This window comes from Streptomyces sp. NPDC088553, from assembly GCF_044752965.1.
GTDB lineage: Bacteria > Actinomycetota > Actinomycetes > Streptomycetales > Streptomycetaceae > Streptomyces.
In genome coordinates, this window is sequence record NZ_JBIVMG010000010.1 from 280,547 (window position 1) to 288,718 (window position 8,172).

The following is an 8,172-nucleotide window of genomic DNA, read 5'->3' on the forward strand; positions in this document are numbered from 1 at the left end:
ACCGCCCCAGGGCCTACGCCCCGTAGAACAGCTCCTCGACGACGGCGCGGGCCCGGCGGGTGATCCGCCGGTAGTCGTCGACCATCTCGCCGACATGGCCGGCCTCGTACCCCAAGTACCGTCCGACCGCCGCGAGTTCGCGCGGATCCGAGGGGAAGGTGTCGCCGGACCTGCCGCGCACCAGCATCACCGCGTTGCGGACGCGGGTGGCGAGGACCCACGCCTCGTCCAGGGTCTGCGCCTCCTCCGTCGGGATGAGGCCGGCCGCGTGGGCCGCCCGCAGTGCCGCGCGGGTACGGGTCGTCCGCAGCCCCGGTTCCACCCAGCCGTGCTGCATCTGAAGCAGCTGGACCGTCCACTCGACGTCGCTCAGGCCGCCGCGCCCCAGCTTGGCGTGGAGGGTCGGGTCGGCGCCGCGCGGCAGCCGCTCGGACTCCATCCGGGCCTTGAGGCGGCGGATCTCTCGGACGGCGTCCTCGCCGAGGCCCTCGGCCGGGTAGCGCAGCGGGTCGACGAGCTCGATGAACCGCTCCCCCAACTCACGGTCACCCGCGATGGGTTCGGCGCGCAGCAGCGCCTGGCTCTCCCAGACGAGGGACCAGCGGTGGTAGTAGGCCGCGTACGACTTCAGGGTGCGGACCAGGGGGCCGCTCTTGCCCTCCGGCCTGAGGTCCGCGTCGATCAGCAACGGCGGGTCCGCGGTGGGGAGTTGAAGGAGACGTCGCATTTCGGCGACCACCTTGCTCGCGGCCCTGGCCGCGTCCTGCTCGTCGACGCCCTCGCGCGGCTCGTGCACGAACAGGACGTCGGCGTCGGAGCCGTACCCCAGCTCGTGACCGCCGAAGCGGCCCATGCCGATGACGGCGAACCGGGTGGGCAGTTCGTCGCCCCACTCGGCGCGGACGGCGGCCCGCAGGGCGCCCGCGATCGTCGCCGCGTTGAGGTCGGTGACCGCCTCCCCCACCCGGTCGACCAGCGCGCCCGGGTCGGGCTCGCGGGGGCTGTCCTCGGTGCCGTACGAGCCGATGAGGTCGGCCGCGGCGGTCCGGAACAGCTCCCTGCGGCGCACCCCGCGGGCCGCGGCGACGGCCTGCTCGGCGTCGGACGCGCGGCCCACCGCCGCCAGGACCTCCTGCTCCAGGTGGTCCCGGCCGCGCGGCTTCAACCCCTCCGGGTCGCCGAGCAGCGCGACCGCCTCGGGGGCGCGCAGCAGCAGGTCGGGGGCGAGGCGTCCGGCGGAGAGGACCCGGGCGAGGTTCTCGGCGGCGGCGCCCTCGTCACGGAGCAGCCGCAGGTACCAGGGGGTCTTCCCGAGTGCGTCGGAGACCTTGCGGAAGCCGAGCAGGCCGGCGTCCGGGTCGGCCGAGTCCGCGAACCAGCCGAGCAGCACCGGGAGCAGCGTCCGCTGGATCGCGGCCTTCCTGCTGACCCCGGAGGCCAGGGCCTCCAGGTGGCGCAGGGCGGCGGCGGGGTCGGCGTACCCCAGCGCTTCGAGCCGCTGTCCCGCGGCCTTCGGGCTGAGCCGGATCTCGCCGGGCGCGAGCTGGGCGACGGCGTCGAGCAGCGGCCGGTAGAAGAGCTTCTCGTGCAGGCGGCGGACGACGGCCGCGTGCCGCTTCCACTCCTTGTTCAGACCGGCGACCGGGTCGGTGCGCAGTCCGAGCGAGCGGCCGAGACGGCGCAGGTCCGCCTCGTCCTCGGGGACGAGGTGGGTGCGGCGCAGCCGGTACAGCTGGATGCGGTGCTCCATGGCCCGCAGGAAGCGGTAGGCCTCGTCGAGCTGGGCGGCGTCGGCCCGGCCGACGTAGCCGCCGGCGGCGAGGGCGTCGAGCGCGTCGAGGGTGGTGCCGCTGTGCAGTCCGGCGTCGCTGCGGCCGTGCACGAGCTGGAGGAGCTGGACGGCGAACTCGACGTCGCGCAGGCCACCGGGGCCGAGCTTGAGTTCGCGGTCGACCTGGGCGGCGGGGATGTTGTCCACGACCCGGCGGCGCATCTTCTGCACGTCGGGCACGAAGTTCTCGCGCTCGGCGGCCTGCCAGACCAGCGGGGAGACGGCGTCGATGTACTGGGCGCCCAGCTCCGGGTCGCCGGCCACCGCGCGCGCCTTCAGCAGCGCCTGGAACTCCCAGGTCTTCGCCCAGCGCTGGTAGTACGCGAGGTGGGAGGAGAGCGTACGGACGAGGGGGCCGTTGCGGCCCTCGGGGCGCAGATTGGCGTCGACCGGCCAGATCGTGCCCTCGACGGTGGTCTCCGAGCAGATCCGCATGAGGTGCGAGGCGAGCCGGGTCGCGGCCTGCATGGCCTTGGCCTCGCCCCCTTCCCGGTCGCCGACCTCGGTGGCCGGCTCCCCCACGAAGATCACGTCCACGTCGGAGACGTAGTTCAGCTCGTGACCGCCGCACTTGCCCATCGCGATCACGGCGAGCCGGCACAGGGCGGCGTCGTCGGGCGCGGCCGTACGGGCGATGGCGAGCGCGGCGCGCAGGGTCGCCGTCGCGAGGTCGGCGAGCTCGGCGGCGGTCTCGGCGACGTCGATGGTGCCACACACGTCACGGGCCGCTATGGCCAGCAGACACCGGCGGTAGGCGACCCGCAGCGAGACCGCGTCGACGGCCTCGGCGAGCCCCCGCTCGAACTCGGCGACCCCCGGGTGCAGGTCGGCGGCCTCGTACGTGACGAGGGACTCCCAGTCGCGCGGGTGCCGGGCGAGGTGGTCGGCGAGCGCCTCGGAGGCGCCGAGCACCCCGAGGAGCCGGTCCCGGAACGGCTTGGCCGCGAGCAGGGTGGTCGTGAAGGTCTGCCGCTCGGTCTCGGGCTGCGCCTCGACGAGGCGGACGAGACCCCGCAGGGCGAGGTCGGGGTCGGCGGTCGCGCCGAGGGCGTCGAGGAGGACGTCGTCGCCGCGCAGCGCGGACAGCTCGGGCACGTCGAGGAGCCGCTCCGCCCCCGACGGGTCGGTGAATCCGTGCCGCAGCAGACGTGAGAACGTGCTGCTCCTGCGTCCCGGCACCGTCATTCCGCCGCTCCCTCCGAGCACGTCCGCCCCGGGGTCGACCCCAGGGCTCACCCCGGGCCGGAACCCGGGCGGATCGAGCCTATCCGGAGCGGGGGACGGGGGCGTTCAGGCCTTCGGTTCGCAGCGGATCACACGTGATGTCCCGCACATCGATGGCTTTTCGAGGGCGATGAACCGTATTCCTTGAAAGTCCGTCTTGCTGGTGGCGGACCACCCCGCGCCTGCCCGACCCGCCGAAGCGACCCTGACGCGGACCCGACCGCATGCGCGGGACCACCGCGCCTGCCCGAGCCCGATCAGGCGACCCCTGAACCGACCCCGTACGCGAGTGCGGGACCGCATCCGTGCGCGAGCACGGGGACCGACCCGCCTTGCCCGACCTGTTGAAAGCGCGCCGCCGACCATGCCCGTACGCCTCCGCCGTCGTCTTCCCCTGTCCCGCCGCCGGGCCGTCTCCACCGCGGTCACGGTCGTCCTGGTGGGCGGCACCTTCGCCGGACTCCTGTCGGTGACCGGTGCGCCGAGGACGGCCGCGGCGCAGACGGCGGCGCCGGACGGGAAGGTGCCCACCACCCTCGCCCCGGCCACGCCGCCCCGTGCCTCGGCCCCCTCGCCGGTCCCCATGGCCACCGGCCCGGACGCCCAGGACCCGGCGTCGGACCCCGGCACGCCCGGGCGGACCCCGCGGCCCCCGGCGACCACCGTGTCCGGGGCGGACTCCGCCACCTCGGTCATGCAGATCGTGGCGCACCCGGACGACGACCTGTTCTTCATGAACCCGGACATATCCCAGACGATCCGCTCCGGCACCCCGCTGGCCGCGGTGTACCTGACGGCCGGCGAGTCCGACGGCGTCAACGCGCGCCCCCGCGACGCCGCCGACGCCAAGGCCGACAAGGCCGGATACGCCGAGGCCCGGCAGAACGGCATACGCGCCGCGTACTCCGAGATGGCGACGGGCAGCCGGACCAGCCCCTGGGACCGGGTGGCGATCCCCACGGCCGGCGGCGGGCTCGCCGAGCTGGACACCCTGCGCGCCAACCCGAAGGTCAAGCTGGTGTGGCTGCAGATACGCGAGGCGGGGTCGACCAACCTCTACCGCCCGCACAGCCTGAACGGCCTCTGGCACGGGCTGATCGGCACGCTGGAGTCGCAGCGCTCCTCGGGCACCCCGGTCGCCGCCGACTTCAGGTACACGAAGGACGAGGTCGTCGCCACCATCGCCGGGCTGCTCGACCGGTTCCGGCCGACCTTCGTCCGGATGCAGGACCCCAGCCCCGGCACCGACCCGAAGACCGGGAAGATCCGCGACCACCAGGACCACCTGTACGGGGCGCGGTTCGCCCAGGCCGCGCTCGCCCGGTACGCGGAGCTGCCCGGCCGTCCGCGGGTCGGCGTGCAGAACTACCTCGGCTACCCCACCAGCGTCCTGCCGCACACGCTCGACCCCGAGACGGCGGGCGACAAGCTGAAGACCCTGAAGACCTACGCCTGGCTGGACGGCGTCAACGACTGCGGGACGCCCGCCGGCTGCGGCGACCTGAAGGTGGCCGCGCGGCCCGCCGGTCGCGGCTGGACCGCGACCGTGCGGTACGCCCGGGGCACCTCCACGTCCTGGGTGCAGCGGGACCGGGACGGCGGGCTGCACGCCTTCTCCGTCCTCGACGGACAGCTCGCGGCCTGGCGGAAGCCGGCCGGCGGCGGCGCGTGGCGCGGCCCGACGCTGCTGCCCGGCGGCGGCATGGACACCGGGGTCACGTCGGTGTCGCTGCCCGACGGCCGCATCGCGGTCTACGGCACCCGGACGCTTCTGGCGGGCGGCCCGGCCGGCTACCGCCGGGAGGTCGTGAGCACCGAGCAGACGGCGCCGGGCGGCGCCTTCGGCCCGTGGCGCTCGCTCGGGACCCCCGAGCGGAGCGACTCGACCGGCACCTCGGACATCAGCGCGCCCGCCGTGACGGTGGGCGCCGACGGCCGCGCGACCCTGGTCCTGCGCGACAGCCTGCGCCGGCTGACCGCCCGCGAGCAGGGCGCGGACGGCGGCTGGGGGCCGTGGCGGGTGCTCGGCGGCGTGGACGTGGTCGGCGACCCGGTCGCGGCGACGGACGGGAAGGGCCGGGGGTACGTCTTCGCGAGCACCGTGAAGACCGTTCTCGTCTGGGCGCAGCACGTGCCCGGCGGGCCGCTCACGGGTCCGGTGCTGACCGCGCTCCCGCCGACGACGCTGGCGCTGAGCGCGAGCCCGGCGCCGAACGGCGACGGCGTACGGCTCTGGTTCCGCAAGCCGGCCTCCGGCGATCTGCGCAGCGCGGACTTCTCGGGCGTCGGCCCGATCTCCCGGGTCACCGAGCTGCCCGGCGGGGTGGCGGGCTTCGGCCCGGTGAGCGGCGGCGACGGACTCCTCGCGGTCCGGTCCCGGACCGGCTTCCTGGCGACGGCCCCGCACGGCAGGACGGGGGCGGCGGGACCGGCGTGGAAGCTGGAGAAGTACCTGTTCGCGGGGGCGCCGGACGCGGGGGCGGACGGCGTGGCGGCGATCGGCCTGGACGGCCGTCTGCACTGGACGCCGGCGAAGCCGGGCGTGCCGGCCGGGCGGGCGGTCGCGGCGGCCGAATGAGCCGCGGCGGGCGGGTGGGTCGTGGTGCGCGGATGAGCCGCGGCGGGCGGATGGGTCGTGGTGCGCGGATGAGCCGCGGCGGGCGGATGGGTCGTGGTGCGCGGATGAGCCGGGTGAGCCTCCGCTCGCGGTGAGGCCCGGCGCGCGCCGATGAGTTTCGCGGCCCGGTCCGGTCGTCACCTGTACACACCGCTGAACACGCGCGCGCAGCGGCACAGGCGACGAAGGGAACGGCAATGAACCCGCAGAGCCCGCAGACCCCCCGCACCCCGCAGACGGTCCTCGACCCCCGGTACAGCGACGACAAGGCGGGCCCGGTCCCCTGGTCCGAGGCCGAGGCGCGGCTCGCGGCGGCCGAGGTCTTCTGGCTGACGACCGTACGCCCCGACGGCCGCCCTCATGTGACCCCGCTGATCGCCGTCTGGTCGGAGGGCGCGCTCCACTTCTGCACCGGCCCGGACGAGCGCAAGGCCCGCAACCTGGAGGGCAACGCGTCGGTGGTCCTGACGACGGGCACGCCCGCGCTCGGCGAGGGCTTCGACCTCGTGGTCGAGGGCGAGGCGGCGCGGGTGACGGACGAGGCCCGGCTGACGGCGCTCGCCGGGGCGTGGGTCGACAAGTACGGCGAGGACTGGCGTTTCGAGGTGCGCGACGGGGCATTCCGGGGGGACGGTGGTACGGCCCTGGTGTTCGCGGTCGCGCCTCGCACGGCCTTCGGCTTCGCCAAGGGCGACCCCTTCGGACAGACCCGCTGGCGTTTCTGAGGAGAGCCCCTGTGAACTGGACACTGGAAGTCGTCCCGGTCCCCGTCACCGACATGGACCGTGCGAAGGAGTTCTACGCCGGGAAGTGCGGCTTCGCGGTCGACCTGGACGACGAGGTGGCGCCGGGCGTGCGCATCATCCAGCTGACGCCGCCGGGCTCGCGCTGTTCGCTCGCGCTGCTGAGCGGGATGCCGCCGATGCCGGGCACGAAGGAGATGGCCCCGGGCACCCTCCAGGGCCTGCAGTTCTGCGTGACGGACATCGAGGCGGCCCGGGCGGAGTTCGTCGGGCGCGGAGTGGAGGTCTCGGCGATCCAGCACGTGGGCGAGAAGGGCTGGGAGGCCGGCAAGGGCGGCACGTGGAACTCCTTCATGACCTTCGCGGACCCGGACGGAAACGGCTGGGTGGTTCAGGAGGCGCCGTCGGAGCTCTCGGAACGCTGAGGGCGGCCACGTCCTCCGGCGTCCAGTGCCCCGCCGCGCCGGGCCGGGAGGCGAGGTAGCCGGCCACGTCGGCGGGCCGCCACGCCCCGGCCTCGTGGAGCCCTGCCGCGAGCTGCCGCAGATAGGCCGCGGAGGGCGGGCGGAGCCCGTCCGGCGACGGCATCGGCCAGGGTGCGGTGAGGGCGATCACGGGGATGTCGTCGAGGTGCCCCGGGCAGACGAGGGTCTCGTACCGTCCGGGCCCGAGGGCGCAGCGGCCGGTGGCGAGGACCTCGGCCAGGTCGAGGTCGGCGCCGGGCTCCCGGTACATCTCCTGCGCGGCGATGTCGGAGAGCTGCCCGGCGGTCAGCAGGTGCGCGACGCCCCAGGCGGTGCCGTCCGCGTCCGGGTCGTAGAACGCCCGGCCCCCGGTCCACACGGCCGACTCGGTCGCGAAGTACACCTGCCCGTCCAGCTCGACGGGCACGGACCGCTCGGGGCCCCGCGGGTCCCGGCACCCGGGGAACTCCCGCGCGCCCCCGTCCGGCCTGCCTCCGGCGAGATAGCGGTCGAGGCGGTCGGCGTGCATGTTGGAGCCGTAGGCGGCGTACCAGACGCGGGGACGGGTTTCCGGCATGGAACCCGACGCTAGCGCGGACGGACCGTTCTCCCTAGAACCCCAGATAGAAGTGCCGGAGCCGCTCGTCCTCCGCCACGCACGGCATCCCGGCGGCCTCCATCACCCGGTGGGATGCCGGATTGTCCAGGTCGGCGTCGCCCTTCACGCCGGAGACACCGGCCCGGCGGGCGATCTCGACGAGGGCGCGCAGCGCCTCGGAGGCGTACCCGTTGCCGCGCGCCACGGGAACGAGTCCGTACCCCACGGTGACGACCCCGATCTCGTCGGGCGGCCCGTGGAACCCGATGCCCCCGACGGTGACGCCGCTCTCCGCGAGCCGTATCGCGTACGGCCGGAACACCCCCGGCTCGCCCCGCTCGGCAACCCCCCGGAGAAACCCGGTGGCCGAGCGGACGTCCCCGTCGCCGGGATAGCCCTCGGCCCACAGATCCCTGGTCCCGGACTCCCGGGCGACGATGCGCTCGGCCTCGGAAACGGTCAGCGGCTGGAGCAGGAGCCGCGCGGTGGCGACGGATTCGATCTTCACCGGGGCAGTCTGAACGGACCTGCTGCCCCGGGCAACGGATTAACCGCGCGTGGACGGGCGGGGGGCGGGGGGGGGGGCCCCCCCCCCCCCGGGGGGGACCACGGGGGGGGGCGGGGGCGGGGTGGGGGGGTGTGTGGGGGGGTGGGGGGGCCACCGCGGGGGGGGGGGGCGCCGGGGGCGGGGGCGG

Annotated in this window: 6 protein-coding genes; 3 read left to right on the top strand and 3 right to left on the bottom strand. The window is 75.1% G+C overall.

Annotation, left to right across the window (positions count from 1 at the left end; translation table 11 throughout):
- Positions 1-13: 13 nt before the first annotated feature.
- The gene (locus tag ACIP8Z_RS30990; protein WP_402089397.1) at positions 14-3,016 is read right to left on the bottom strand and encodes a bifunctional [glutamine synthetase] adenylyltransferase/[glutamine synthetase]-adenylyl-L-tyrosine phosphorylase; all 3,003 of its coding nucleotides are present in this window, start codon (positions 3,014-3,016) and stop codon (positions 14-16) included.
- 403 nt (positions 3,017-3,419) lie between these two features.
- Between ACIP8Z_RS30990 and ACIP8Z_RS30995 the strand changes: the two genes are divergently transcribed.
- The 3 genes from ACIP8Z_RS30995 to ACIP8Z_RS31005 all read left to right on the top strand — a co-directional run bounded on the left by ACIP8Z_RS30995 (position 3,420) and on the right by ACIP8Z_RS31005 (position 6,840).
- Positions 3,420-5,633 carry a PIG-L family deacetylase gene (locus tag ACIP8Z_RS30995; protein ID WP_402089399.1) on the top strand — a complete coding sequence of 738 codons (2,214 nt, stop codon included), beginning with the start codon at positions 3,420-3,422 and terminating at the stop codon, positions 5,631-5,633.
- A gap of 236 nt (positions 5,634-5,869) precedes the next feature.
- Positions 5,870-6,397 carry a pyridoxamine 5'-phosphate oxidase family protein gene (locus tag ACIP8Z_RS31000; RefSeq protein ID WP_402089401.1) on the top strand — a complete coding sequence of 176 codons (528 nt, stop codon included), beginning with the start codon at positions 5,870-5,872 and terminating at the stop codon, positions 6,395-6,397.
- Positions 6,398-6,408: 11 nt separating this feature from the next.
- A complete protein-coding gene (locus ACIP8Z_RS31005; RefSeq protein WP_402089403.1) occupies positions 6,409-6,840 on the top strand; it encodes a VOC family protein in 432 nt (143 codons plus the stop codon).
- On the opposite strand, the gene ACIP8Z_RS31010 is transcribed toward ACIP8Z_RS31005, so the two are convergent.
- A complete protein-coding gene (locus ACIP8Z_RS31010) occupies positions 6,767-7,456 on the bottom strand; it encodes a histone deacetylase (protein ID WP_402089405.1) in 690 nt (229 codons plus the stop codon). The two genes, ACIP8Z_RS31005 and ACIP8Z_RS31010, sit on opposite strands and share 74 nt — an antisense overlap.
- Before the next feature lie 34 nt (positions 7,457-7,490).
- Positions 7,491-7,985 (bottom strand): GNAT family N-acetyltransferase, encoded by a 495-nt coding sequence (locus ACIP8Z_RS31015; protein ID WP_402089407.1) that lies wholly within the window; start codon positions 7,983-7,985, stop codon positions 7,491-7,493.
- Positions 7,986-8,172 lie beyond the last annotated feature (187 nt).

Coding starts and splice junctions, on each gene's coding strand:
- ACIP8Z_RS30995 (WP_402089399.1), top strand. CDS start 3,420: ATGCCCGTACGCCTCCGCCGTCGTCTTCCCCTGTCCCGCCGCCGGGCC.
- ACIP8Z_RS31010 (WP_402089405.1), bottom strand. CDS start 7,456: ATGCCGGAAACCCGTCCCCGCGTCTGGTACGCCGCCTACGGCTCCAAC.
- ACIP8Z_RS31000 (WP_402089401.1), top strand. CDS start 5,870: ATGAACCCGCAGAGCCCGCAGACCCCCCGCACCCCGCAGACGGTCCTC.
- ACIP8Z_RS30990 (WP_402089397.1), bottom strand. CDS start 3,016: ATGACGGTGCCGGGACGCAGGAGCAGCACGTTCTCACGTCTGCTGCGG.